This window comes from Methanoculleus sp. UBA303 (assembly GCA_002501655.1).
Lineage (GTDB): Archaea > Halobacteriota > Methanomicrobia > Methanomicrobiales > Methanoculleaceae > Methanoculleus.
Map to the genome: position 1 here is coordinate 42,233 of DANY01000032.1, position 26,480 is coordinate 68,712.

Annotated in this window: 23 protein-coding genes; 13 read left to right on the plus strand and 10 right to left on the minus strand. The window is 52.9% G+C overall.

The features are described 5' to 3' along the window. Positions 1-15: 15 nt before the first annotated feature. The 4 genes from hisS to BP846_RS07600 all read left to right on the plus strand — a co-directional run bounded on the left by hisS (position 16) and on the right by BP846_RS07600 (position 5,705). Positions 16-1,248 (plus strand): histidine--tRNA ligase, encoded by a 1,233-nt coding sequence (gene hisS / locus BP846_RS07585; RefSeq protein WP_292394034.1) that lies wholly within the window; start codon positions 16-18, stop codon positions 1,246-1,248. Continuing rightward, complete coding sequence (locus BP846_RS07590; RefSeq protein ID WP_292394037.1) at positions 1,235-3,037, plus strand: DNA topoisomerase VI subunit B; 1,803 nt, start codon at positions 1,235-1,237, stop codon at positions 3,035-3,037. Before hisS ends, BP846_RS07590 begins: the two co-directional genes overlap by 14 nt. Then, positions 3,030-4,118 (plus strand): DNA topoisomerase IV subunit A, encoded by a 1,089-nt coding sequence (locus tag BP846_RS07595; RefSeq protein WP_292394039.1) that lies wholly within the window; start codon positions 3,030-3,032, stop codon positions 4,116-4,118. The genes BP846_RS07590 and BP846_RS07595 overlap by 8 nt, the downstream gene beginning before the upstream one ends. A gap of 927 nt (positions 4,119-5,045) precedes the next feature. Continuing rightward, on the plus strand, positions 5,046-5,705 hold the full coding sequence (locus BP846_RS07600; protein WP_292394040.1) for a DUF1648 domain-containing protein: 660 nt from the start codon (positions 5,046-5,048) through the stop codon (positions 5,703-5,705). 141 nt (positions 5,706-5,846) lie between these two features. On the opposite strand, the gene BP846_RS07605 is transcribed toward BP846_RS07600, so the two are convergent. Next, the gene (locus tag BP846_RS07605) at positions 5,847-7,136 is read right to left on the minus strand and encodes an ATP-binding protein (RefSeq protein ID WP_292394042.1); all 1,290 of its coding nucleotides are present in this window, start codon (positions 7,134-7,136) and stop codon (positions 5,847-5,849) included. 252 nt (positions 7,137-7,388) lie between these two features. After that, a complete protein-coding gene (locus BP846_RS07610) occupies positions 7,389-7,748 on the minus strand; it encodes a winged helix-turn-helix transcriptional regulator (protein WP_292394044.1) in 360 nt (119 codons plus the stop codon). An 86-nt stretch (positions 7,749-7,834) separates the two neighbouring features. Here BP846_RS07610 and hcp point away from each other — a divergent pair, with 86 nt between their 5' ends. Together hcp and BP846_RS07620 are read left to right on the plus strand one after the other, a co-directional pair. Then, on the plus strand, positions 7,835-9,451 hold the full coding sequence (gene hcp / locus BP846_RS07615) for a hydroxylamine reductase (RefSeq protein WP_292394046.1): 1,617 nt from the start codon (positions 7,835-7,837) through the stop codon (positions 9,449-9,451). Between the two features lie 457 nt (positions 9,452-9,908). After that, positions 9,909-10,151 carry a type II toxin-antitoxin system HicB family antitoxin gene (locus BP846_RS07620; protein ID WP_292394048.1) on the plus strand — a complete coding sequence of 81 codons (243 nt, stop codon included), beginning with the start codon at positions 9,909-9,911 and terminating at the stop codon, positions 10,149-10,151. Between the two features lie 166 nt (positions 10,152-10,317). On the opposite strand, the gene BP846_RS07625 is transcribed toward BP846_RS07620, so the two are convergent. The 5 genes from BP846_RS07625 to BP846_RS07645 all read right to left on the minus strand — a co-directional run bounded on the left by BP846_RS07625 (position 10,318) and on the right by BP846_RS07645 (position 15,041). After that, the gene (locus tag BP846_RS07625; protein ID WP_292394051.1) at positions 10,318-10,986 is read right to left on the minus strand and encodes a cyclase family protein; all 669 of its coding nucleotides are present in this window, start codon (positions 10,984-10,986) and stop codon (positions 10,318-10,320) included. After that, on the minus strand, positions 10,959-11,636 hold the full coding sequence (locus BP846_RS07630) for an HAD family hydrolase (RefSeq protein ID WP_292394053.1): 678 nt from the start codon (positions 11,634-11,636) through the stop codon (positions 10,959-10,961). Before BP846_RS07630 ends, BP846_RS07625 begins: the two co-directional genes overlap by 28 nt. A gap of 86 nt (positions 11,637-11,722) precedes the next feature. Then, positions 11,723-12,859: a glycosyltransferase family 4 protein gene (locus tag BP846_RS07635; RefSeq protein WP_292394055.1), complete on the minus strand. Its 1,137-nt coding sequence runs from the start codon at positions 12,857-12,859 to the stop codon at positions 11,723-11,725. Positions 12,860-12,900: 41 nt separating this feature from the next. After that, complete coding sequence (locus BP846_RS07640; protein WP_292394057.1) at positions 12,901-14,025, minus strand: glycosyltransferase family 4 protein; 1,125 nt, start codon at positions 14,023-14,025, stop codon at positions 12,901-12,903. Further along, positions 14,022-15,041, minus strand: a complete 1,020-nt coding sequence (locus BP846_RS07645; RefSeq protein ID WP_292394059.1) for a glycosyltransferase family 4 protein — start codon at positions 15,039-15,041, stop codon at positions 14,022-14,024. The genes BP846_RS07640 and BP846_RS07645 overlap by 4 nt, the downstream gene beginning before the upstream one ends. Before the next feature lie 479 nt (positions 15,042-15,520). Between BP846_RS07645 and BP846_RS07650 the strand changes: the two genes are divergently transcribed. From BP846_RS07650 to BP846_RS07680, 7 genes are all read left to right on the plus strand, one after another. After that, the gene (locus BP846_RS07650; RefSeq protein WP_292394061.1) at positions 15,521-16,231 is read left to right on the plus strand and encodes a cytidylyltransferase domain-containing protein; all 711 of its coding nucleotides are present in this window, start codon (positions 15,521-15,523) and stop codon (positions 16,229-16,231) included. 29 nt (positions 16,232-16,260) lie between these two features. Then, entirely contained in the window at positions 16,261-17,316 is a 1,056-nt protein-coding gene (gene neuB, locus BP846_RS07655) for an N-acetylneuraminate synthase (RefSeq protein WP_292394062.1), read from the plus strand. Between the two features lie 132 nt (positions 17,317-17,448). Continuing rightward, positions 17,449-18,504, plus strand: a complete 1,056-nt coding sequence (locus BP846_RS07660) for a hypothetical protein (RefSeq protein ID WP_292394064.1) — start codon at positions 17,449-17,451, stop codon at positions 18,502-18,504. Between the two features lies 1 nt (position 18,505). Then, positions 18,506-19,633, plus strand: a complete 1,128-nt coding sequence (gene neuC / locus BP846_RS07665; RefSeq protein WP_292394066.1) for a UDP-N-acetylglucosamine 2-epimerase — start codon at positions 18,506-18,508, stop codon at positions 19,631-19,633. Beyond that, positions 19,617-20,684, plus strand: coding sequence for a hypothetical protein (locus tag BP846_RS07670; protein ID WP_292394068.1), 1,068 nt, complete (start codon positions 19,617-19,619; stop codon positions 20,682-20,684). Before neuC ends, BP846_RS07670 begins: the two co-directional genes overlap by 17 nt. A 66-nt stretch (positions 20,685-20,750) precedes the next feature. Then, complete coding sequence (locus BP846_RS07675; protein ID WP_292394071.1) at positions 20,751-21,878, plus strand: DegT/DnrJ/EryC1/StrS family aminotransferase; 1,128 nt, start codon at positions 20,751-20,753, stop codon at positions 21,876-21,878. A 1-nt stretch (position 21,879) separates the two neighbouring features. Continuing rightward, on the plus strand, positions 21,880-22,911 hold the full coding sequence (locus BP846_RS07680) for a UDP-N-acetylglucosamine 4,6-dehydratase family protein (protein ID WP_292394073.1): 1,032 nt from the start codon (positions 21,880-21,882) through the stop codon (positions 22,909-22,911). Positions 22,912-23,099: 188 nt separating this feature from the next. On the opposite strand, the gene BP846_RS07685 is transcribed toward BP846_RS07680, so the two are convergent. The 3 genes from BP846_RS07685 to BP846_RS07695 all read right to left on the minus strand — a co-directional run bounded on the left by BP846_RS07685 (position 23,100) and on the right by BP846_RS07695 (position 26,234). Further along, the gene (locus tag BP846_RS07685; RefSeq protein WP_292394075.1) at positions 23,100-23,771 is read right to left on the minus strand and encodes a class I SAM-dependent methyltransferase; all 672 of its coding nucleotides are present in this window, start codon (positions 23,769-23,771) and stop codon (positions 23,100-23,102) included. A 341-nt stretch (positions 23,772-24,112) separates the two neighbouring features. Continuing rightward, entirely contained in the window at positions 24,113-25,825 is a 1,713-nt protein-coding gene (locus BP846_RS07690; protein WP_292394077.1) for a UDP-N-acetylglucosamine 2-epimerase, read from the minus strand. A 142-nt stretch (positions 25,826-25,967) separates the two neighbouring features. Continuing rightward, positions 25,968-26,234: a hypothetical protein gene (locus tag BP846_RS07695; protein ID WP_292394080.1), complete on the minus strand. Its 267-nt coding sequence runs from the start codon at positions 26,232-26,234 to the stop codon at positions 25,968-25,970. Positions 26,235-26,480 lie beyond the last annotated feature (246 nt).

The window sequence follows — 26,480 nt, forward strand, 5'->3', positions numbered from 1 at the left end:
TCAGGAGAATACCGAATGCTTCAAAAACCACGGGGAACGAGGGATTTTTTACCCGACGAGATGGAACGGCGGCGGCTGATCGAACGGCGGATGCGGGAAGCGGCCAGCCGGTGGGGGTACCGGGAGGTCAGCACGCCCGACTTCGAGCACCTTGAACTCTTCACAATGAAATCAGGCGAAGGGATCATCCAGGAGATGTACGTCTTCGAGGATAAGGGCGGCAGGCAGATGACGCTCCGGCCCGAAGTGACGGCGGCGGTTCTCCGGATGTACGTCAACGAGGGCAAGGTCCTCCCGAAACCGATCCGCTGGTGCTACTTTGCCGATTGTTTCCGCTACGAACGCCCCCAGAAAGGCCGCTACCGGCAGTTCTGGCAGTTTGGTGTCGAACTCATCGGTGCGGATACGGCCCTCGCCGATGCCGAGGTGATCATGCTCGCCGACGAGGCGCTTCGGTCGAGCGGTGTCACCTTCGATCTCCATGTTGGCCACCTCGCGCCGATGAAGCATCTCCTCGCCGACCTCCCCCCCGGCGATCAGCGGACGATCATGGCCTACCTCGACAAGCACGATCCAGATGGACTTGAAACGGCGCTCGTGGAGAAGGGCCTGAACCACCTCAGCGAACCCCTTGCGGCCCTCTCCGAGTGCCGCACCGTCCAGGAGGTCTTTGAGATCGCGGGCGACGTGCCGGAGCGCGCGCGGATCGAGGAGACATTCGCGCTCCTCGACTCCCAGGATATCAACTACCGGCCGGACTTCGGTATCGCCCGGGGTCTTGACTACTACACGGGTATGGTCTTTGAAGGGTTCGCGAGGAACCTCGGCGCGGAGAACCAGATCCTCGGCGGCGGCACCTACCGGCTCGCCCACCTCTTCGGCGGCGACGACGTCGCCTCCTGTGGGTTTGCCATAGGGTTTGACCGGGTCATGGTCTCGATCGGAGACTTCATGCTCGCGCGCGGGCCCGTCGTCGGCGTCGTCTGTACGCCCGAAGCACGGGCGCGGGCGCTCGAGGTTGCCCGGGCCTTCCGGGATGCAGGAATCAGGGCCGAAACTGATCTGATGCAGCGGGGAATGGGCGCTCAGGTCTCCCACGCCGCAAAGACCGCGGACTTTGCCGTGGTCCTCGGGCAGCGCGAGGTCGAGGCAGGCACGGTGACCCTCAAGGATCTGCACTCCGGCGAGCAGCAGGAGAGGAGCCTTGAGGATGCCATCGCTGAGGTAGCACGGCATGGTGCTTGCTGAGGATCTCGCCAAACAGCAGCGGAGCATCAGCGTCGCGGAGTTCTTCGAGAAGAACAAGCACCTGCTCGGCTTTGACTCCCCAACGCGCGGGATCATCACCACCATCAAGGAGGCGGTGGACAACGCGCTTGACGCCTGCGAGGAGGCGGAGGTTCTCCCCGACATCTTTGTCGGCATCAAGAAAGTCGACGCCGAGGTCTACCGGATAACGGTCGAGGATAACGGCCCGGGGATTGTGCCGGAGAACGTCCCCCTGGTCTTCGGGAAGCTCCTCTACGGCTCCCGGTTCCACCAGATCCGGCAGAGCCGAGGTCAGCAGGGTATCGGTATATCGGCGGCGGTGCTGTATGCACAGCTCACCACCGGCACCCCGGCGCTGGTCACCTCCCGGACGGGAGCAAAGGCGAGGGCCCACCGGTTCGAACTGATGATCCGGACCGAGACAAACGAGCCTGAGGTCCTCGGCCACGAGGAGATCGACTGGGACCGGATGCACGGCACAAGGCTCGAGATCCAGTTCAAGAGCACCCTTGCCGCAAAGAAGCGGCTGCTGGACTATCTCCGCCTCACCGCGATCGTCAACCCGCATGCCCGAATCACGGCTGATATCGACGGCGAGGTGACGACGTTCGAGCGGGTAGCGAGCGAGGTCCCGCCGTGCCCAAAGCCCATCCTCCCCCACCCCCACGGGATCGAGTTCGGGGCATTGAAGAGGATAGCGGCCGCGAGCACCGGGACCGTCGAGGAGTTCCTCATCGGCAGTTTCTCCCGGGTTGGGATGAAGACCGCGAACGAGATGATCGCTCTTGCCAAACTCAAACCCTCCCGGAAGGCGAAGAACCTCGACGCCGACGAATTGAAGCGGCTCCTTGACGCCATGCAGGGCGTGAAGGTCCCGGCCCCCCCGGCGCAGCAGTGCCTCTCCCCCATCGGGGAGGACCTGATCTGCAGGGGGCTTGAGAAGGAGATCCAGCTCGACTTCATCAGGGCCCGCACCCGCCCGAGCGCGGTCTACGGTGGACACTCATTCATCATCGAGGCGGCGATCGGCTACGGCGGCAAGATCCCTCCTGAAGGGAGCGCCCAGATCTTCCGGTTCGCGAACCGCGTCCCGCTCCTTTACCAGCAGGGCGCCTGCGCTATCACCAACTGTGTTGCACAGGTGAACTGGAAGGGCTACGGCCTCTCGCAGCAGGGCCTTCCCATGGGCCCGGCGCTGATCATGGTCCACGTGGCGTCCACGAACGTCCCCTTCACGAGTGAGAGCAAGGATGCGGTCGCGTCCATCCCTGAGATCGAGCGGGAAGTCATTCTCGTACTCCAGGAACTCGGCAGGGAACTGAAAGCCTACCTCTCCCGCCGGGACAGAAAGAAGCAGCAGGACGACCGCGCCCGGGCGATATGCTCCGTTATCCCCGAGATCGCCGCCAAGGTGAGCGAGATCGTTGAACTCCCCCTGGTGGACACCTCTCCGATCGAGGGCAGGATCATGCGCAAAGTCGTCGCCAAGAAGCGGACGAGCGACGGGAGGGTCCATATCGACGTGAACAACTACACAGCAAAGGAAGTGGCCCTCGTCCTCTACAACCTCTCACATGATGCGGCTGAGGATGCAAAGCCCCGGCCGGACTTCGTAGACGATATCGACGGGGAGTACAACAAGGTCTGGCGGTGCACGCTCGGCGCCGGCGAGGCCTGGCAGGTCGTCTACACGGGGGCGGGCGACGGGTCGCTCGACCTCCGCGGCGTGGAGGACAACGTGAAAGTGGTGGTGGATCTCGATGTCTAGGGAAGAGATGGATGCGCTTGCACGCGAGCGGCTCGTCGGGATCGCCCGCGGGTGGTATGACCAGATGCGGGACGGCATCGTGCCGTTCATCCGGCTGCCGACGCGGACGAAACAGAATATCGCGTACGACGACGAAAGCGAGGTCTGGAAATACGGTGAAAGGGAGAGCACCCGGGCGGCGACGACCGAGAAGGGTGCGGTGCATCTCCTGAAGATGGCTTACGTCATCGGGTTTTTGAAACAGCAACTTGTAGAGAACCGGTCGTCGACCTTGAGAGAACTCTACTACATATCCGAAGGGTGGAAGAAAGCGAAGTTCGCCGCCCAGGACGAGAGCAACCTCCTCATCGAGGACCTCGAGATCATCACCGATGTCCAGCGGGAGGCGTTCCACCTCCGGCCGGAGGAGGATGGCGCCTCGATCTTCGGGCCCCTGCGGATCCGGGAGACCACCCGGCGGGGTGTTCGGGAGATGCACTGCCAGGAGGACGTCGGGGAGGCGGGCTACCCAATCCCGAACAACGTCGATAGCCTCGACTTTGTCGACCACGACGCGAAGTTCGTCATCGCCATCGAGACCGGTGGTATGTACGCCCGTCTGATGGAGAACGGGTTCGACGAGGAGTATGGGGCGATCCTGGTCCACCTCAAGGGGCAGCCGGCGCGCTCCACGCGCCGGGTCCTGCGGAGGCTTAACGAGTCGCTCGACCTCCCGGTCGTGGTCTTCACCGACGGCGACCCCTGGTCCTACCGGATCTATGCGAGCGTCGCCTACGGCTCGATCAAGAGCGCCCACATGTCGGAACTCCTGGCGACCCCCCAGGCGCAGTTCATCGGGGTGCAGCCCTCCGATATATCCGACTACAACCTCCCCGCCGACCACCTCACCGAGCAGGACATCAACGCGCTGAAGGCGGAGCTGACCGATCCGCGGTTTGCGACCGACTACTGGAAAAACCAGATCAACCTGCAGCTTGAGATGAAGCTGAAGTCGGAACAGCAGGCGTTCGCGAGCCGGGGGCTCGACTTCGTGACGAAGGAGTACCTGCCGACGAGGCTGTCGGAGATGGGGATTATCTAGAGCGGGGTTCTGCCGGGAGGGGGAGCATCGAGGTCCTCTGGCGGGAAGAGATCTCTGCTATCGTTTGGGCTCGCTCTCCCGCCTATCCGAGAGCATCTCTGTTTTCTCAAGATCATCCCCAGAGTCACTCCCAACTCGACTTTTTCACCCGGTATCGCCTTTGGGGGTGGAGACGGGGGAGGGGTCCCCCCTCCCCGTCAGCCCCTCCTGTGGGGATAGCCACCACGGTCCACTATCCAGGGATACCCTGGGAAATCCCGGGTCTGGCATACTTGCACCTGTTACCCTGGTTTTGTTGTTCAACCTCTCGCCGTGCCATGGACGGTTCATGATACCCCTGAAGGTTGTCTCCAGAGCCGCTCCCGGGCACGGCTTTCTACCGGGCTGCGCACCTCCGATGCTCGAACTCCGCCTGCTCCTCCGGGGCACGCATCGCTAGTCCAAGACCTGGCGGTCTTCTCCTGCTCCGTCCCTCTGGAACATCGATCTCCACGCACTGTCTCCCACCCCGAGGTGCGGGGAATCGACCTGCCGGAACGTGCGATGGTTCGGAGTGCGATGTTCTGGAGAACGACTGTCAGTAGGACAGGAGTTTGAGAAGACCGGTGGTTCCCGAGTGGGGGTTCGCGGGTATTGCCTTGTGCGGAGAGGGAAGACCCCTATTGCAACTGTCCATTACGGTTCACCGCTACGTCGGCGCTCCTGGGAACAACCCAGGTCCGGCACCCACCTCATTTGGATATGTCTTGAAGAGTGAAAATGTGATCTGTAAAAAGAGATGACATAACAGCATAGAAGGTTATATTAACTTAACCTCCAATAGCACTCGTTGTCGAAAGGTAGGAGAGGAAAATGAGTGAGTATGTAGCACCAGCAATTGTTGAACTTGCTAACGGTGAAGGAGGCATACTGACCTGGAGATAAATTATGGTCGTTGAGATCTTTTTGAGTCTGCTTCTCATCGCTCTCGGAGCGATCTTTATTGTTGTGCCATTCAAGAGAAACCGCATCTTTGGCTTGAGAATACGGTCGACGTATGAGTCTGAGGCGTTTTGGAGAAGAAAGAATCGATATTTCGGTTTTTTCCTCCTGATCACCGGTCTGCTCCTCTTGCTCTTCATCGACACGGCATATTACCCGCCGTTCCTCCTCTCAGCCATCCTGATCTCGTTCCTTGCAGCATATGTTGAGGAAAAAAGTCCGATCATAACGCCTCTTGCGATCTTTGCGCTCTCTCTCTTGACATATCTCTGCGCCTATCCCATCCTGCCAGAGCAGATGGCAATTCACTTCACCGGACTCCACGCAGATGGATGGGGCGCGAAGACCTCGTACCTCCTCGCCATGGTCGCACTCTCCTCTTTCATCTTCCTCGTTTCGGTCTTCGTCGCACGGTTTAGAGAGGATGTGTTGCCGATCATGAACGGCTCGCTGCTTCTTCTCCTGTCTCTCAATGCGTTCGTTATCTCTGCTCAGCTCTACGGCGAGCAACTCATCGCCTTTGGCTATCTCTCCCTGATCGCTCTTCTGGTGTTTATAACTCATCAATATCTTACAAAGATACGGATGTCGGGCGTGATGAGGTGAGAGGAAGCGTTAAGGTCGGATCTTTGCCTTCTTTTTTCTTCACGTTTTGTGGCGAGCACGTCCTTATTTTTCGCCTCCCTGGACGGCGACCCTTCAACGGAGGGCTTCAGGAAGGTCATGTCCCGGGCGAAGAAAGAGACGTCACACCCCTTCCAGCCATTCGGCGATCGAGACAATGTGGACGGCCCGCCCGTCGATGGTCGTCTCTGCTGACTCCGACGCAGTGACGATCGTTCCTTCATCAAGGCCGTGTGCGTCCATCGCCTCGACAAGACCGCGCATCTCCCGCTGCTTCGTGGCGTTGTCCTGTAGGGACTGCGTCACCTGGATGGCCAAGACAATCGTCCGGCCTGACCTGACCAGGAAGTCGCACTCGTAGCGGTCCCGGTGGTAGAAGACATCGCCGTACTTCTTCATCAGGGCGATGAAGACGATGTTTTCCAGGAGCCTTCCACGATTTTCGGAGAATGCAAATGCAACTGCGTTTACCAGGCCGGGATCCACGAAATAGATCTTTTTTGGATTTGCAACCTGTTTTTTTACAGAATAATCGAACTTCATCAGAGAGTAGAGGAGAAACGCGTTCCCGGCGTACTCGATGTACTCCCTCACCGTATCTGGTGCGATATTGAGGGTCCTGGCGATCTGGTTGTACGAGACGGCGTTCCCGGCATTCGATATGAGATAATAGAGCAGATCTGCAACCTCGCTGTTCTTCCTCACCCTGTTTGGATAGATGATATCCTTGAGATAGATCGTCTCGTAGTAGTTTTTGAGGATCTGAATCTTCAGGTCCTCGTCCTTTTCAAGGACCACCCGGGGGAAACCGCCATATTTCAGGTACGTCTCGAAATAATGCCTCTTCTCGATGATTGTCGGGCTTACAATACCCTGAATGCGGAGAAATTCGGGGAAAGAGAGAGGGTGCACAGTACAGGAAAAATACCTGCCGGAGAGGAGGCGACTGCTCTCCTGCCTGAGCAGCGAGGATGTGGAACCGGTCAGGATGCATTTGACTGTACTCTTCGTGTCATAGAGGGTCTTGATGGTAGGCACCCAAGAGGGGTAGTGCTGAACCTCGTCGATACAGAGATAGAGCCGTTCGAGACCGGGGTGGCGGGCAAGATGGTCCTCGACAATGCGACGGATCAGCCAGGGATCGTCTGCCATCGAGAGGAGGAGCGGTTCGTCCATGGTGATGAAGAGGATGGCCCTGCCGGGCACACCTCTTCCGAGAAGGGAACTGATGATCTGGTACACCAGCGTCGACTTCCCTGTCCTGCGCGCACCGATGAGGAGGAGCACCTCCGGTGCATCAAGGTACTGCATCAGGGAGGGAAAGAAAGAAAGCCGTTCAACGCCGGTTTCAAACTCTTTTCCGAACCACCAGGGGTTCTGGCTCTCGAGTGCGATCTGCAGTTTTTCATCCATCTATCGATCATACTCGATGATAATTCATAAAAGTGTCGATTATGATCTATGATTTTTCCACGTCCCGGAGAACTCCCTCTGCGCAAACAGGGGGATGGAAGCGGCGCCCCTTTGCCTGGTTCGCGAATCCTCCGTATGGCCTACCTCCATATCGGGGGGTCGAACACGATATGTTCCGGGTAGCTGATCAGCGCCGCTTGAACTGGGAGAATGGTAGCCGCAAAGCCCTGTCATCCGCAAGGATGGGGTAGTTCACAGCACACAGTCGTGGCAGTCCTGTGCCCCGCATGCAAGGTTATCGATCTTCCACCGGAGCGCCCACTGCTTGATATCTTTGATCACCTCGACCATCGCAAGCCCGCTCGCAGTGAGTGTGTACTCGCTTCTGACGGGGACAGTTCCGGCCTCTATGTTCTTCTCGACGAGGCCCTCCTCCTCCAGTTCCTTCAGCCGGACCGAGAGGACTTTTGCCGTGATCCCCGGGAGCCGCTCCTTCACTTCGGTGAACCGCCGGGTATAGCCGTCCCCTTTGTAGAGCTCGAGGATGATCAGGAGGGTCCACTTCCGTCCCAGGTATTTGACGGTCTGATTGACCGTACACTCATCCTGCATGGTATAGTTAGAGAAACCTCCTCCTACTTATACTCTAGTATCTAATTGATACTTCGTATACAAAAGATACTATGGAGTGAGCATGAATGTTCTGCAACCAGTGTGAAGAGACGGCAAAGGGCTTCGGATGCACCGTACGCGGCGTCTGCGGCAAAGATGCGGAGACTGCCGGGCTCCAGGACGTCCTGATCTACACCCTCAAAGGGCTCTCGGTCCGGAACCTTGCGGCAACGAAGACGGGCGGCGGAAACCCTGAGGCAGGGGGGTTCGTCGCCCGCTGCCTCTTTGCCACCCTGACCAACGTGAACTTCGACCCTGCGCGCTTCGAGGACGCTATCCGGGAGGCGGCCCGCATCCGCGACGCCCTCCCGCCCGCCGGGGACGCGGAGCCCGCGGCCTGCACCTGGGCCCCGGAGAGCCCGGCGGCGATCGCAGCGAAGGCGCAGGAGATCGTCGCGTCACGGGAGAGCGTGGACCCGGACCTGCAGTCGCTCCGCGAGCTCCTCGTCTACGGGCTCAAGGGGGTCGGCGCCTACTCGCACCATGCTGCCGTCCTCGGCTACGAGGACGGGGAGGTCATGGCCTTCCTGCAGGAGGCGCTCGCCGCCACGCTGCAGGACCTCACTGTCGAGGAGATGGTCGGCTACGTGCTCGCGTGCGGCGAAGTCGGCGTGAAGACTCTCGCCCTCCTCGACACCGCAAACACCGCTACCTACGGGACGCCGGAGATCACGAACGTCAGCACCGCGGCGGGCACACGCCCGGGTATCCTCGTCACCGGCCACGACCTCAAGGACCTCGCCGAACTCCTCGAACAGACCCGCGGGATGGGAGTGGATGTCTACACCCACGGCGAGATGCTCCCGGCGCACGCGTACCCCGGCCTTCGGAAGTACGGCCACCTCGTCGGGAACTACGGCGGGTCCTGGCCCTTCCAGCGGGAGGAGTTTGAGCGGTTCAACGGCCCGGTCCTCGTCACCACGAACTGCCTTGTTCCCCCGAAGGACTCCTACCGCGACCGGGTCTACACCACCGGGCTCGTCGGGTATGCGGGGCTCAAGCACATCGACGCCTTGCCGGACGGGAAGAAGGACTTCTCGGCCCTGATCGAGCACGCGAAGCGGTGCAAAGCCCCGGAGGACCTCTCCCGCGGCGACCTGGTCACAGGATGCGCCCACGCCCCGGTCCTCGCTATAGCCGATACGGTCGTCGATGCGGTGAAGTCCGGCGCCATCCGGCGGTTTGTCGTGATGGCGGGCTGTGATGGGCGCCATGCTGAGCGGGACTACTACACCAGGTTTGCGAAGGCCCTCCCGGCCGATACGGTCATCCTCACCGCCGGGTGCGCGAAGTACCGCTACAACAGCCTTGGTCTCGGGGATATCGGCGGCATCCCTCGTGTCCTTGACGCCGGGCAGTGCAACGACTGCTACTCGCTGGTGGTCATTGCGCAGGCTCTCGCCGGGGCGTTCGGTGTCGGGATCAACGACCTCCCGATCTCCTACAACATCGCCTGGTACGAGCAGAAGGCGGTGCTCGTCCTCTTAAGCCTCCTCTCGCTCGGTGTCAGGGATATCACCCTCGGCCCCCGCCTCCCGGCATTCGTCTCGCCCGGTGTCCTGAAGGTTCTCGTCGAGAACTTCGGTATCCGGGGGAACACGACGGTCGAGGAGGACCTTGGCCGGATGGTGCCGGGGAACTGAAATACTCCTTTTTTGAGAAGGCCTGGATCTGTGGGATCCAGCAGGACACACAATTAAGAATTGCTGATTTGATACATTCGGTCTTCGACTTAGATCAGCCCTCAATGCTCTCAGCAACGACTTTTAGCGCTCGCAGATAGGGTGCCGTGGAGATAAGAGAACCCTTAAGCGATTGAACTGAGGAGAAAATGTATGAGAGTGGACGGGACATGGACCGAAGGCGGGCTTACGAAGACCTGAAAAGTAACCCAAAGAATGTGCGGTTCGATGACCTCTGCCGTGCAGCGGAGGCATTTGGATTCCGCTTCAGGGGAGGGAAGGGAAGTCACAGAGTCTATGTACAATCAGGAGTCGCAACGATCCTGAACTTCCAGAATGTAGGGGGGGAAGGCAAAACCCTATCAGGTTCGCCAGCTGCTTAAAGTGATTGAGGACTATAGTCTTTTAGGGGATGAGGATGCCACATAAATACGCGATCGAGATCATCTACAGCGATGAAGATGAGGGGTTCATCGCCGTGGTCCCGGAGCTCCCGGGATGCTCTGCCTTCGGTGAGACCGAGGAGGAAGCACTCCAGGAGGTGAAAGTTGCCGTCACCCTCTGGCTGGAGGCCGCGCACGAGGAAGGGCGGGCAATCCCTGAACCAGCCGGCAGGGAGCGGCTCCGAGATATTCTTGCTGGGAAGGGTGCGGCGTGCTGAAATGTTTCGCGTGATCCGATTAACTCACGTGAAATCCGTGGGATTGCTACGCCCTCTTCGCGCGAATGGTGATCTGCACCGGAACCCGCATAATAGGTGAAGCACCCCACCAGCACGATTTTCCTGCATGAATCTATAGGCCCATTTATCCTGAAGGCTCCCCGGCTCATCCAAACTCCGCGAGCGCCACCACCGGCACACCGTCCAGATCATCGAAGACCACCGGATAGATCCGCAGGATCCAGGGCTCTCCAAGCAGCCGGTCGTAGGAGAGGTCCACGTCCTCAAGCAGGAAGATCTGCGGGGACCGGCAGAGGAACGCGCGGTGGGCCTCCGCGCCCACCTCCGGTTCCCCGGGGACAGCGATGGATATGGTATCGATCCCGAACAGCCTGAGGGCCGGGTTCTCTCTGCAGAGGAAGCCCGGCACCTCGTGGTGCACCCAGGGGTGCGCTCCTGCGTAGGCCTCCGGGTCGGTCCCCCGGAGCAGACCGTTGCCGGTTCGGACAAAGAGCGCGCGGGCGCTCCGGACCGCATCGAGGTGCCCGAGGAGGTCGTGGATCCGGACCGGCTCCTCCCCGTCTTTGGGCACCTCGATGCACCGCGCGGGTTCGAAGACCGCCTCAGGCGCGAGGAGGGCCCTGACCGAGCCCCCGCCCGGGCAGAAGTGCCGGGGCAGATCGATGTGCGTCCCGGCGTGGCTGGAGAACGTGATCAGGCTTTTCTCTTCCACGTCCCCCCGTTCGAAGGACTTTGTGGGGGTTATCGCGAGCGGTTCTGTTCCGGGATAGAGTGGGGTCGCCCGGTTCAGGGGGTATGAGATCGGGATGAGCATACGCTCCCCCGTAAGTACTCCCGGAGTTCATGAAGGTTATCCACGATCCCCTCCACCCCCGGCCGGCCCGAAAACCGGTTTGAATCACCGGGCCGGATCCTCGCGACGAACCGAACACCTGTCTCGTATGCCGCCTCCCAGTCGTTCGGGGCGTCGCCGACGAAGAGGGCCCCTCCGGGTGCGGCGCCGGTCTCTACGAGGATCTCCCTGATACACTCGGCCTTCGTCTTCGGCGAGCCGTATATCCGGACGAAGTATTTCGTAAGGTCCCGGCGGCGGGCGATCTCGTGCATCTCGCCCTCAGGAGTCGCAGAGACGATGTAGAGCGGGAGCACCCGGGAACACTCCCTGAGAAGGCCCTCCGCCCCCTCGACGTATGGGACGGTGAGCATGGCATCGAAGATCAGCCCGACGTACTCGTCGGCGAGCCGCTCCTCCTGCTCCGGGGTGAGGTCTTCGTGGAGGATGTTTTTGTAAATGTGGCGGAACTTGTCGTACCGGGACATCCCGCCGTTCTCGAGGTGGAATTCGATGATCTCGTCGAGGTGCTCGGGGGGCGCGAAGGAGAAGATCTTTCGGAATGCGACGGTCTTTAGGGGAATGGATTCGACGATGACGCCGTCGAAGTCGAGGATGAGGGTGGTGAGCATAATGAATACTTCATCAATCGCTGGCTACTAGTACCTAACGGCTGTCGGGTGAGACGGGGCACGGCAGGGGCCCCGCTGGCTGCCGGTCATTTGGATGCGGAGGCTGCACCGTCCAGGTTCTGATATGTCTGCAGAAGATATGACTCCATTCTGGACCAGTTATACGTCTCAAGAACCGCTCGTCTTCCGCTCTCACCCATCCTCCGCGCCTCTTCCGGGTGGTCGAAGAGGTAGGTTATCGCGTCGGCGATATCACTCACGCTCCCCGGATCGACGAGGACGCCGCAGTCTGCCCTGTCGACGACGCTCTGGATCTCCGGCAGGTCGCTTGCAATAACCGGAAGCCCGAGAAGCATATAGTCGAAGAGTTTGTTCGGCAGGCCGATGGAGATATTGTAGTATGTCGGCTGGAAGACAAGGAGACCCGCGGTGCCCTTACTCAGTCGCTCATACATCTCCCTGTAGGGAAGGAATCCGGTTGAAGTGATGAACCCGTTCCGGCCGGATCCACTGATGTGTTCGCTGAGGTCCTCCCGGACGTTCCCGACGAGCGTGAGGGATACATCGGGATAGCGTTCCCTGACCCGGGAGACTGCCTCGATGCATTCGCCGACCCCATGAAACGACTGCATGTTTCCTGCCATGAACATGAGGTTCCGGCCGTTTCGGTTCGGGCTATAAGGGATATCGAGGTCGGCGATAGAATAATTCGATAGGATGACCGGCTCAAGTCCCCTCTCCCTGAATCGCGCGGCAACACTCTCGCTTACGGCAAATGTGCTCTCGGCCCGGCGTGCCAGCGCAATCTCCACGCTTGAGACAAACGCAGACAGTGCCCTCTGTATCAGCGAGCCGTTCGGGATTCTGAGGTCAAACGGGATCTCCGAGGGCCAGTGCTCGTGGATATCGTAGATAACCCGCTTACCTTTGAGATACTTTGCAAGGACTCCGATGAGAAGGGCGTCAGGCTCATGGCAGTGGTAGACGTCGGCATCCTCGGCGAGGCATGCCCGAAGGAGCCGGAGAAGTGTTATGGGGTGGAGAGCAGTAGAGTCCGGCCTCTTTACGGTGACAATGCGGATTCCCTCGGTGATGCTGCTGCCACTCTCGTTCGAAGGAGCGATGATCGTGACATCGTGCTCCTTCGCAAGGCTCTTCGCCTCTTTCTGGAATATCCTGCCGTCGCCGGGTCCGTGCGTGGACGTAAGCATGCAGATCTTCATAAACCTCTCAACCGGGCCCTATCGATCCCACGAGTGCCGGATTAGACCGTTATGCATAACGATCTGATGCCATGATATATCCTGCTTGCCCTCTCCACCCAGGTGTGGCCTTCGCGTATACGGTATAACGCCCGGGACATCTCCGTGCGCACTTCCGGGTGGTCAATCAGGTGCTCGATGGCTTTCGCCATCTCCGGCGCGGAATAGTCCACATACATGAAACCGCCTCTGTCATCGATACTCATGAGGGATTCGCAGTTCGTGCAGAGGATCGGCTTTGCCGCCCCTATATACTCAAAGATCTTTGTGGGGTACGTCAGGTTCAGGTAGCGTTCCTGTGGATTATACGGCAACACGAGAAGATCCATATCGGTGAGCGCAGCCGGAATCGCACTTCTCGGCAGTTCCTTCCTCACGATAAAATCGCTGGTTTCAATAATTCTCTTCAGGTCGTCTGGTATTCCGGGACCATATGGGCCGATGAGGTGTAAACGGACTGAAGGGTATCTTTCTCGCAGAAGAGTGCACGAGTTGACCAAAAGATCGATACCCCTGTTCTTCGTCAGTGCTCCTATGTAGCAGATGTTGAACCTCCCTTCAGCCGGAGAATACGGTGCTGGGTGCTGTGTGAAGAATTCCTCTTCAAAGCCATGAGGGACAAATATTACAGGTTTTTCATCGAGATGATACGTCTGTTGTATGTGCCCCCACATAATCGGATTTAATGTGATCAGGAGTGTCGCTCTGGTGATGCAGTATTCTTCCGTCCCCTTCCGCACCCCAAAATGCCCGTCGCTGACTGCAGCGGCCTGCTCCCGGGTATCGTGAATATCTACGATAGTCGGGATCCTGCAGGCTGTGCAGAGCATGAACAGAAGCCTGTTCTGGAACGTTGTCAGCGAGTGCGGGTACGCAAAAAAAGCCAGAGGCCTGTCTTTCAAGAGGCGATACGCGGAGCGGAGAGCGACAACAGTTTTGATGACGTTATTGTAGAGCCTACCCGGGGCATCCTGTTTTGGGAGGAGTTCAAATGAGATTGAGTCGACCCTGACATCGTCATACCGGGCAAGTTCCGAGAGCAAAAACCGAATCCTTGTGTAGGTGGGGGACCAGTTCCGGTCGTCGTTGAGGATGGCCCCATTGAGGACCGCAAAGATCCGGATCATACGGGATTTTCCTCGATAATGCTCTGGATCTTTTGCTTCCTCCCTTCAAGGGAAAATTCTTTCTCGACTCTAACTCTTGCCACCCTGCCTCCATCAGATTGTAGTGCCTTTACTATCGCCGTCGCCGTCGCTTCGGTATCGCTGTAAGGCACAACAAACCCCGCATCTCCCACCACTTCAGGGAGGGCACCCCTGTCTGTCACCACGGGGACGCATTCGCAGGACATCGCCTCAGCGAGCGCCACTCCGAAGGACTCTCGATACGAAAGCTGGCAGTAGACCTTTGCCCTGCGGTACCACCGTAGAATTTCGTCCTGGGAAGGGAACAGGACGAACTCGATGTTTGGCGGGGCATCCCGCTTCAGGTCTTCGATGCTCCCGTCAAGGACGCGGCCGATGATGGCGAAACGGAGGTGGGGAAGGAGCTTTGCGACGTTGAGGAATGTATCAAGGCCCTTAAGCGTAATGTTGTTCCGGCTGATCTGGCAGACCGTGATGACGAGCTTCTCTTTCTCCTCTCCCGGATTGAACTGCGCGCAGTCGATACCGTTATAGACGACCGCAACGTGGCGACGCTCGCACAGATTCAATATTTCTCGTTTGTTGAACTCCGATACTGCGAGGATGTGATCGGCGTTCTGGATGATGTAGTTCACCCTCTTTGCGAGTTTTGGGTCGAGCAGGGCACCGTATCCGATCTCCGGTACTCTCGCAACCTCATACCCGCCGATGACGACTATGGTTCTCTTGCCGAGGAGGTTTGCCAGCATCACGGCAAGGTACGAATGGTTGTGGGCGAACCAAGAGTAGGTGAGATCGGCCCAGAGGACTCCCCGGAGGATCTCAAATGAGATCAAGAGGGATCGCTTCAGGCCGTTCCTTCCCTGATAGTTGCTGATGACAGTCTCCCGGACCAGGTACTCCTGCCTGAGAGCCTCCAGGTCGCGCTTTGTGAACGTGGATGGAGAAGGAGTTACCAGGAATATTCTCTTCTGCTGCTCGTTTTGCTGCCCCACGTGAGTTCCCCCGGACTCTGCTGGACTGGATCCAGAGTGATGTTGGGGGCTGTGTCTACGCTGGAGGAGATATAATTTTAGTAAAATAAATGTCGATTGTTGGAATGAAGGTAAAGAGAGCCAGATAGAGACTGTCGACGAACGGAGGATAAGCAGAGAGCATCCAACGGGGCCAGGAGCAAAAACAGGTCTATAACCATCTCCGGTTTCAAACTACCCCCTGTTCGAGGTCCATGGATTGCTTTTTACCTGAGTGGTATTGCCTCTTATTTCTTTGAGTATACATAGATATCGACTTAATTCTCGATATAGGCAGATTTAAGCCACCATCTCAAGGAGAGTCCTCGCCTCAAAAACCTTCAGTATGTTATGTTCTGTTCTTCGAACATCGAGCACCTCAAGTTCTGGAGAGTATGAGTTATCCAGGTAAAAACGATCTCAACATCATTATCTATGGATAGGGGGAATAAAGTTATCACATGGGTAACGGCAACGCAGGTAAAACAATCGCAATAATCCCTGCAAGAGGAGGTAGCAAGGGAATACCCAGAAAAAATATCCGGTTGCTTGCAGGAAAACCTCTCATCGGACACACCATAGAGGCAGCATTAAGATCGGAATACACCAGCAGGGTGATTGTATCGACTGAAGATCAGGAAATCGCCGATGTAGCGGGAGACTATGGCGTGGAAGTTGTTAGACGACCTGAAGAATTGGCTAAAGATGACACGTCAACCGTCGATGTGGTGCTCCAAGTAATACGAGAGTTAAGGGAGCAGGGGCATGAGTACGATACTATTATCCTTCTTCAGCCGACATCACCTATGAGGACAACTCAGGATGTTGATGGGGCCTTAGAATTATTTTTAAATAATGAATGTGAATCGGTGATTAGCGTTTCAGAAAGTAAACATCCACCGTATTGGGCGTTTAAAGTTGATGGCAACTATCTGAAGCCGCTTTTTGACCAAAAATATTCTGAAATGAGGAGACAGGACTTACCTAAAACATATTTCCCAAACGGGGCAATATACATCGTGAAAACAAAAAAATTTGAGGAATGTGCAAGTTTTTGCTTGCCGCAAACAATCCCGTATATAATGCCCGCTGAAACGAGTGTAGATATCGACACTAAAGCGGATTTGATGTTTGCCGAAACGCTCCTAAAGAAGAAGAGTGGCCGATTCTAAATCGTTTCAATCAGTTAAAAGGGTTGATTATGACGAGAACTATACCGATTGGAGAGAAGTCTGTCGGGGATAACGAGCCCTGCATGATCGTGGCGGAGATCGGCGTTAACCACAATGGGAATGAAGAATTAGCAAAAACGTTAATATATTACGCCAAAAGATGTGGAGCAGATGCCGTAAAGTTCCAGACCTGGAACACTGAAGAGATAATCTTAGAAGACGTAGAACTAGCCTTATACCAAAAAGAAAGTATAAAAAGCAACTCTACGCAATTTGAGATGCTTAAAAATTTAGAGATCTCATACGATCATTATTTCGCATTGAAAGAATATGCAGAAGAATTAGACCTCATATTCTTCTCTACAATGGAGGATAAAAAAAGTGTAGATTTTTTGATGAAAGACCTAAACATTCCGCTGATTAAGGTTGGTTCCGGCGATTTAACGAATTATCCTCTCTTAAAATATACCGCAAGATTCCATAAGCCCATGGTTGTCTCGACAGGAATGGCGACATTAAGCGAGATTGATCAGGCAGTGCGAACAATAGCAAATGAAGGTAATGAGGACGTTATCCTGCTGCAATGTACGACTCAATATCCCTGCCCATATGAAGATATTAACCTGAGAGCGATATTAACGTTAAAGAATGCTTTCAAGACTGTCGTCGGTCTGTCCGATCATTCGAAAGGAATCGAATGTGCAATTGCTGCTGTTGCGCTGGGCGCAAAATATATTGAAAAACACTTTACGTCAGACAATACATTACCCGGCCCGGACCAGCAGGCCTCACTGGAGCCTCATGAGTTTAAGAAGGTGGTAGAGGGCATAAGAAATGTGGAAAAAGCTATGGGAGATGGAATTAAGAGACCAATGGCATCAGAATTGGAGAACAAGAATATCGTAAGGCGAAAAATCGTAGCAGGGAAAGATATACCAGCGGGAGAGATCTTTACCGAAGAAAGTATCTCGTTAAAACGGGCAATAAATGGGCTTAGTCCAGAGCATTGCCCACTAATTATAGGCAGAAGAGCTAAAAAAGATTTAAAATACAATCAAATAATAGATCTTCAGGATATAATATAATTCTATAGCAAGGTGTGTTATGAACCCGAAATTTCCAGAATCCCCAGCACGGGATAGAGATTGTACACGATTGAATACCTTTAGGCCGAACAGTGTCGTACCAGCGGGTGCTGCCTACCGTAGGTGAGGGGCATGGAAGTTGGGGGATTTTTTGAATTTGCTGAACTCAATTGCCACCATAATAAAGAATCTGTTTTGAATTATCTGCTCGGTCAAAACGGTTCATCAGGACCTGTGTTTTATAGAGACGGACGTCAAGCCATTAAGTCCGTTTTACTGGACATTGTAGGTTTAAATAAAAAGATATGCTTACTGCCTTCATATCTCTGTAAATCCATTAAACAACCTTTCAAAGAGTTGGAACTCAATACCAGATACTATGGTCACCAACCGGGGTTAAAACCTGTGATCGAATCTCGGGTGAAAGATACATTGATGTACATAATCGATTATTTCGGCGTTGAAAAGATATCAAATGATGAAATATTGGAGTTGACTGAGAATAACATTGTTATATTAGATATAACACACTCGATCTTCGATGAGAAGCGCCTCAGATTGAAGCATGAAAACTTGTACTCGATAGCAAGCCTAAGAAAATCTTTCCCTATCCCAGACGGGAGCATAGTCCACCACTCCAGTCCTGATCTTGAAGCGATCGAAGATACCCCGGAGGGCTATGAAAAGATGCTGGAAGCGATGTTCCAAAAGAAATACTATGTTAGCAATCATTATGCCGACAAGGGGCTGAAGCGGCATTTTTTAACCCTATACAGAGATTATGAGAATCTAAAAGATAATAATACCATCAAATTGGAGCGTCTTCCAGAAATATCCTGCCATATCATGAAACATATAGCAATAGATCCGATTGTACGCAAAAGGGCATCAAATCTTCGATATATATACGACAACATTGATCGAAAACAGGTATTATTCGAATTCGATCAAATAAAAAGTCCTTTTTGTGTTCCGATAGTCTTCGATACAGAACAAGAGAGAGAGGAATGCAAGCGCAAGTTAATCGGTAATAATGTTTTTCCTCCAGTGCATTGGGAGCTACCAAACGATGTACCCAGATCGTTTGCATATGAGCATCTATTGAGTCGTAGGATTCTCTCAATCCCAATTGATCAGAGATATTCGGAAGAACAGTTAAGCACCATAGTAAACACTCTATGGAGATAGGATGAGCCAGATTGTTTTTGTAACCGGGTCACGGTCTGAGTACTCGCTGATGAGAAGACTACTGTTGGATTTAAAAAAAGAAAATTGGATCACTGTGATCGCAACGGGGATGCATTTAAGCCCGAAATTCGGAAAAACCATCAGCGAAATCGAAAAGGATGGTTTCGAAATAAAAAAAGTGGACTCCCTTTTGGATACGGATACCCTTGGTGGGATGATCAAATCCCTGAGCATATCCCTTCATGGAATAGCCAGCGCAATTGAGGAACTATCGCCAGAATTAATTCTCATAGAAGGGGACCGAGGAGAAGCATTAGCCGGAGCCCTTGCCGGAGCCTACCTCAACATTCCCGTCTGCCACCATGGAGGAGGCGATTCTAGCGGATCTGTTGATAATAAACTGAGATCTGCAACATCGATGCTCTCAGATTACCATCTTGTCGGAAATATCGACAGTTACAATAATTTATTAAATATGGGGATTCCAAAAAACAGGATCTTCATCGTCGGAGAGCCCGGAATTGACGATATTATTTCGGGAGCATTTGAACCGCTCGATGTGATCTGCAGTAAATATAACCTGGATCCCAAGCAACCATCGGTATTGTTGGTGTTTCATCCAAATACCGAAGAATACGGTGATATCGACAAACAGATAACCGAGCTGATGATGGCGATTGAAAGTCTTAATTTCAGGACCATCGCGGTTTACTCCAATGCTGACGCAGGGGGGCAGTTGATCAACCAGAGAATTGCCGAAGCCAGTGAGTTATTACCCTGTATCAGCATATATCCAAACCTTTCCCGAAGAGACTTCTTAGGCTTGATGAATGTGTGCAGTGTGATGGTCGGTAATTCGAGCGCGGGAATCGTTGAGTTGCCCAGCTTTAAAAAACCATTTGTTTGCGTAGGCACAAGGCAGAAAGGAAGATTAAAGGCAAAAAATGTATTTGAAGTCGAAGCAAGAAAAAGTGATATTATCAGTGCAATCCAGACATCAATATACGATGAAGACTTCAAAAGAGAATTGCAACAGTTAGAAAATCCTTATGGAGATGGCAGATGCAGTTTAAAGGTCTGCAGGATAATTCAAAAGATACTGGAGAAACCAAATGATCACGATAAGTGAAAATCCGAAGTGGGATCAAATACTAAATACAGGATTTAATCCTTACGATGATGTATACTTCAGATATGGCTATTTTAAATTGTATCAAAAGCACTTTAGGGCACGACCTGAAGCAGTATTTTGGGAAGATCCGCATGTAAGTGTCATTTATACACACCTGATCCGGAAAATAAATTTAACTGATGAATACAGGGGTTGTAATTACTTTGATTTAACAACACCATACGGCTATGGCGGCCCAATCGTTATATATAAATCCGAAGATATACAGGAAAATATTGCATCAATCAGAAAATTCTATGATGTATATAGAGCACATTGTGTAAAGAATCAATATATTTGTGAATTTACTCGATATCATCCAATTTTTGAGAATTATAAATACTCATTAGAAGTGCCCCTCAGCCCGATCTATGCCGGAGATGTCGTCGTTGTTGATCTGAGACCCGATTTAGACGAAATTATCTCCAAAATTAAGAAAGGCCACAAATACAATATTAGAAAATCCCTACAAGAGGGGTGCTCTGTCGCTATCACCAGTAGTCCTTCAAAGGCAGATATTCAAGATTTCATGCATTGCTATAACAGCATGTTATCCATGAGAAGAGCTGCTCAGAAATATAACTTCTCGTTTGAATTTATCGAAGATCATTTTAAATTATTTGACTCGATATTAATTAAAATTCTCTTCAACGATACATGTATAGGGGCAGGGATCTTCATTAGGGGAAACAAAATCTTGCATTATCACCTTTCCGGCTCATCTCGAATAAGAGGAGTGTATCCTACAGATATGATAATATTTGAAGCAATAAAATGGGCAAAAGGCCAGCATCTAGAATATCTACATTTAGGAGGCGGTTTGAGTAAAGATGACTCACTATTTAATTTTAAATCAGGATTCTCAGAGATATCTATGAAATTTTATATAGGCAAAAATATCTACCTGAAAAATGTCTACAACCGAATGGTAAATGGGTCAAGCGCAGGTGGATCGAATGAATCATTCTTCCCGGCATATAGGTTAAATTACAACGATACTATTGTTTAAGCGCCTACTTCCTGCGAAAAACAATACGAAACCTAAATGAAGAAAGAAGAGTAAAAAATCTATCAGATGTCTTGGAAGTTACCGTTATTCAAGATCTATACCGACGAAGCGGACCTGCAGGCAGTAACAGAGGTTCTCCGTCGGGGGACCTACTGGGCAGAGGGGCCGGAAATAGTTGAATTTGAGAGAGGACTTAAGGACTACCAAGAGAAAAAGTATGCCGTAGCATTCAACTCGGGAACATCAGCCCTGCATGCCGCCCTTCTGGCATACGGGATTAAGGGGGGAGATGAGGTAATTGTACCCTCTTTCACATTCATCGCCACGGCCAACGCTCCCCTCTTCGTGAAAGCGAAACCGATTTTTGCCGATATCGAGGAACAGACCCTCGGACTGGATCCTGAAGATGTCGAGGCAAAAATAACCCCAAAAACGAAGGCAGTTATCCCGGTACACTATGCTGGTTGTCCCTGCAAAATACGCGAATTGAGAGAGATCGCAGACGATCACCATCTTCTTCTCATAGAAGATGCTGCAGAGTCATTCGGTGCAAGCATCGGAGACAAAAAAGCAGGTTCCTATGGGGAAGGGGGAGTACTTAGTTTTTGCCAGAATAAGGTTGTCCCTACTGGAGAGGGAGGGGCACTGGTTACCGATTCCAGGGAAATTTATGAAAAAGCGAAGTTGATCCGGTCGCATGGGCGACAGGAAAATTCCGCGTACTTCTCCTCTATCGAAAATCTGGATTATATCACACTCGGATATAACTTCAGGATGCCCAGCATGATTGCTGCCCTGGGGATCGCTCAACTAAAAAAGATAGATATGCTCATTTCGACACGGAGGCAGAATGCAGAGTACCTTACAGCGAGGTTAGAAAAAGAAGTAAGAGAAATTACTCCCCCAGCTCCACCAGAAGGATACCGCCATGTCTATCAAATGTATACGGTGATGGCGGAAAAGAGGGATGGTCTTATGAGACATTTGGCGGATAGCGGGATAATGACAAAGATATACTTTAATCCAGTTCATCTCACCCGCTTTTATAGAGATATACTGAAATACACTCCATATCTGCCTATTACAGAGAAAGTGGCGGATCTGGCCCTTACCTTGCCAGTCTATCCCGGCCTCACAAAAGAGGAGATGGACTTGCTGGTTAACGAGATCAAGACGTTTTATGAGTTGAATTGACATGGGCGTCGATACATTTTTCGAAGGCAAAGTGATCCTTGTAACCGGCGGGGCGGGATCTATTGGGAGCACGTTAGTGAAAAATCTCCTAAAACTGGGCCCCGAAGCAATCCGGATCCTGGATAATAATGAGACCGGCCTCTTTGATCTTGAGCAGGATCTGCAGGCAGACAGAATCAGAACATTTGTTGGAGATGTGCGGGATAAAGAGCGACTTCTCAGAGCATTTGAGGGCGTAGATATTATTTTTCATGCTGCAGCCCTAAAACATGTACCCCTCTGCGAATACAATCCGTTTGATGCAGTAAAAACAAATGTTATTGGAACTCAAAACGTAATTGACGCCGCACTCGATAGAGAAGTAAGGAAAATAATTCTGATCAGCACAGATAAGGCGGTCGATCCCGTCAACGTTATGGGTGCGACAAAGTTGCTTGCCGAGCGATTGATGATCTCGGCCAACAATTATAAAGGGAATAGAGATACAGCATTCTCCTGCGTAAGGTTCGGGAATGTACTCAATACACGCGGATCAGTAATTCCCCTTTTCAAGAAGCAGATTTCCTCTGGAGGTCCAATCACGCTCACTGATCCAGAGATGACCAGATTTATGATGAGCATACCGAAGGCCATAGATCTAGTCCTGAAGGCAGCGGAAATGGCGACGGGGGGAGAGATATTTATTCTCAAAATGCCTGTTCTACGAATGGATGATCTGGCAGAAGCAACTATCAAAACGTGGGCATCAACATACGGCTACAATACAAATCAGATTCTGATCAAGACGATTGGAAAAAGGCCCGGTGAAAAGTTATATGAAGCACTAATGACCGAAGAAGAAGCGGAGAATGCGTATGATAACGAAGAGATGTTTATTGTTTTGCCGCAGCAGGATAAGATGAACGGAAGAAATACCTGTATGTTGCCAAGCACTTTTGAAAAAGCACGCGTTATGGCATATACCTCAAGCCATGCGGCACTGCTTGGCAAAGAAGAAATAAAGGTACTACTCCAAAGATCAAGTTACGACTAAATCCCTAAAGTAGTTATCTAAGGATGCGCAAAGTGGGATACTCGGAATAGATTTCCCCCCATATCCTGGGGTGCTACCAACTTCGGCAGGGGTATGGGTGAAAAATATATTCAAAATGTTCAGAAACTGCCGATTTTCATAGAATCCCCATCCTGCTGCCGTTAAGCCGATTGTCCAAAATTATTCCTTCATGCCTTTCGGCACTCAATGACCCACTCACGAATCTCGTAGCGGCGATTTTTTTCACTTCGTATGACATAATCGACATTTACGATGTTGAGCGCTCCATAAAGGTCAAAAAGATCATCTTCCGTCGTGAATCGCGTGATACCATACCCACTTTTCAACGCGCCATCGGGAAGCTCTGTATAAGTGTTCGGTTCATCGTCCAAGGTGGGGCCGAGCCCCTCCCCGTAGGTCCCCGTCATAAAAGTTTTACTGAAAAGCATCCCCCCAGGTTTCAGAACCCGTCCAATTTCCGCGAGGATCGATCTGGAGTCTTTCAGACTGTTAGCATATATGCACTCGATGTCAATGACCGCGTCAAAAACCTCGTCCGGATGGGGAAGATGCATTGCGTCGCCAACGCACAGGTCAGCACGTAAATCATCGCATTCTAGGCGGTCCCGTGCACGCCCTATAGCCACTTCGCTTCCATCAATCCCGTATGTTGAGAAACCCTCCCGAGCAAGGTACCACAGATTCGCGCCCGGACCGCAACCAACCTCAAGGATAGCAACGTCCGATCTGTTCGCCGCATGGTAAAAAGTCCTTGCGATAAACCGGATTAACTCTTCAGGGGGGTATTTTCCCCATTCGTGTTGCCGGAAGATGTCATCCCAACCAGAGTTCCATGCCACCTGATGCGTCCCTCGCATAGAGTGTTTCTTGCAGGGGAGATATAAGTTAATCCTAAACTCAAATGCGCCCACTAACCTTCAGAGTAAAGAACGCATCTCCGGTGCACATCATTTGGGCTTCATCCTCGCAGAGACTCTTATTATTCCGCATACAGGGGCTTCAGCCCATCTGGCTTGATATCCGGTCATTCTTGTCATACTGATACAATATATCGCCAATATAGTGCGCAGGGCCTCGGCCTCTATTGCACCTTAGCGTCTTGCTATTGTACCCATATATTCCGCATCGAAGTCTCCAAAACAACTTGGAATGGTGGGAAAAATCCATGCACCCCAACTAATCATGCCCTCTGCCGGTGGGCTGCCCTCACACCTCTGGCTTCTATGCACTCTTCAATCAGAGCAACAACTCGCTCTGTTGCTCTCCCATCAACCCGGTGGAGATATCTCCGGATAAACTTCTCTCTGTTCTGTGCCAGGCAGGTATCGTCGTGCAGGAGCTGCTCTATGGTCGATTTGAGGTCTTCGGACCTGTAGACGCCGCAGGCAACACCCTCCTGAACATAATCCCCAATGTCAGGCTGGCCACCAAGGTTCATTACAATTAAGGGCTTCTGGAGCGCTACTGCCTCAAGTCCCGTTGTTGAGTTCAGTACCAGGACAAGGTCGCTCACGGCAAGCAGCCCTAAAGTATCTGCATCTTTGGCAACGATATGAGCGTCGAGCGAATAGCCCTCCAGATGCTCCCGGATCATTGTGTCATACCGCTCCGGCTCCCCTGGGTGCTGTTTAATGATGAGCTGTACATTCCCGATCGATGAGATACTATCAAAAACAGCACGAAAATTCAATTTATTCTCAGCGTCAGATACGCCATGGCATTGTGTCGTCCACAACACGATCTTTTTCGACAGGTCCAGGCGCCATTCTTCAACCAGCTTTGAACGGACTGACTCTCGATCCAGATCGATCATCCGATCGTAGCGCGGCTGGCCCGTTACGACAACAGCGCTCTCAGGATACCCGCCTGTCCGGGTCAGCAGATCTTTATGATACTGGCCATACACCGCAGTAACGTCGGCAATGGGCACGAACGGCGATTTGGCGGAGCGATCCGGCGAGATTTCACCGGATTGGTATAGATACCCTTTATGTAACTCGTGGATAACACCGTGCTGAATTGCAACACAGGGTATATTTCTCTTCTTCGCTGCCACGATAAGAGCCCGCTCAAATACACTGTATTCGTCCTCAATGACGATGACCGCAGGCCTGATGCTTTCGAGCATGGCCTCGGCCATGGATATGAATTTGGCAAACTCGGCAAAGACGTATTCAGGTCTATCGTACGCAAAGTAGTTCCTGATCTGTCTTCGGATCTCCCCGTATGGATCATCGGGCCGGTCTAAGAGGCTGGCAAGTTTCCTATCGCTCTTCAGCATCTTCCATATCTCTCTGAAGTAGCGTTTCGCCTCACTCCTCTCCTTCCCGATCCGATGCCGGAAGAAGAAATTGAACGGTATATGGAGTACATCCCAGTGCTTGCACTTGCTGATGACGGCGCGTACCGATGAGGCGTAGGGGCACTTCAGGGGGAACGTTGAGACGATCCTGTACTTTCCCGTTTCATTGAGTTTCTGGATGATTGTGTGAAAAAACTGATCTGAAAGGATTGGTTCGGCCCGACTGCTCGCATAAAACGTCCTCCATTCGATGTCTTCGCCGGTGATAAGAATCGTCCTTTTCCCTGATCCCAACGATCTAACCTGCTTTAATCTATTACACCGGAGGAGAACCAGATGTGCAACCATCGCGAGAAGATGATCACCGGCGTAGTATATCCGGCGGACGAGTGCCATGAAGAATCTGCTCGTCTCGATCTTGTGGCGAAGTCCTGCCTCTCTGCCCGAACCTGCATACTTCCGATCAAACAAATAGTAGTAGAATGCCACGTCGGCGAACCACCAGAGCGCAATCCCATTATAGGCGGTTAATTCCAGCAGCGTCTTACCACAGGTAAGTTTGGTATCTTTTAGCCGGTTGACGTAGGCCATAACTGTTTCCGGTTGCATAACACCTCATGGTACAAGTATTATACGTCCACCCTTTTGTATACATAAGGCCCGTTATCTGGGTCCTATTTTCTAGACAACAAGACCGCATCAGGGAAGATCTAAGTTTATTACAGTCCGTCTTCTATTGAAACGACCGGATCTGCTCTCCACAATATAACATCAAGAAGAGGCCCGATGGAATCGACGGCTTCAGGGGTTTATCGAGAGCGGCAAGGACCTTGTTCAATTCCTTGATCGCCTCCCGGCCGCTCCGGGAACTGCCGGCAACCCTGCAGATGGCGAGCTGAGATACCTGAGCCGAAAGCCCGAAAGTCTCCCGGATGTGAGAGTACAACGCCCGCCGTGCGTTGGGAGAGGCGTACAGCCGCAACCTTGTTGCCGATTGCACACACTCTCCACGGGGTTCCCCAACATCAACTTCGGCCGCACACCGTGAAAGTGTATGGGAACCCCAGGGGCCCGATTCCTCCCCGGACTCAAGTCAGAGGGCACTTCGGTCCAAGATCCTGAAAGTGCGAACCGTTGTGAATGCACTGGATTGGTAAGGACTGCATACAGCCAGACTCACGTATCCGGAAGGTGTGAGGATCAATCGAGGATTTTAATACTACCCTGAACTCCCGCGGAAATTAGG